This window comes from Pseudomonas edaphica (assembly GCF_005863185.1).
Taxonomy (GTDB): Bacteria; Pseudomonadota; Gammaproteobacteria; order Pseudomonadales; family Pseudomonadaceae; genus Aquipseudomonas; species Aquipseudomonas edaphica.
In genome coordinates, this window is the sequence record NZ_VBVZ01001142.1 from 1 (window position 1) to 534 (window position 534).

Here is a 534-nt window from a genome sequence, read left to right on the forward strand (position 1 = left end):
GCAGCCGATGCGGCGGGCAATGCCAGTACGCCAGCCACAATTGCCTTCGTCGCCGACAGTACAGTGGACGTCACCCCTCCAGCCCCACCGACCGGCCTGTTGGCGGTGACCTTGCCCGATGGCAAGGTCAAGATCAGCGGCAGCGCCGAGGCCAACAGCAAGGTCACCGTAACCCTGCCCGATGGCACCTCGCATCAAGTTACCGCAGCGGCCAATGGTACCTTCGAGCTGACCAGCACCACCACGCAACCCAATGGTCTTGTGTCCGTAACGGCGGCAGATGCGGCAGGGCATATAAGCCCTGAAACAACTGTAACGTACCAGACGACTGATGTGACGCCGCCAACCGCTCCGGCCGATCTGATTGTGGTGACCTTGCCCGATGGCAAACTCAAGCTCACCGGCACCGCCGAAGCCAACAGCAAGGTCACCGTGACCTTGCCTGATGGCACTACACAGCAAGTCACCGTTGGGCCCAATGGCGTTTTCGAACTGACCAGCACGGGTGTACAACCCAACGGCGCGATCCAGGTC

General features: G+C 61.4%; 1 protein-coding gene. It reads left to right on the forward strand.

The window, feature by feature from the left end:
* The coding region (locus FEM54_RS33725) for an Ig-like domain-containing protein (protein ID WP_240792847.1) at positions 1-534 on the forward strand (534 nt) is incomplete at both ends.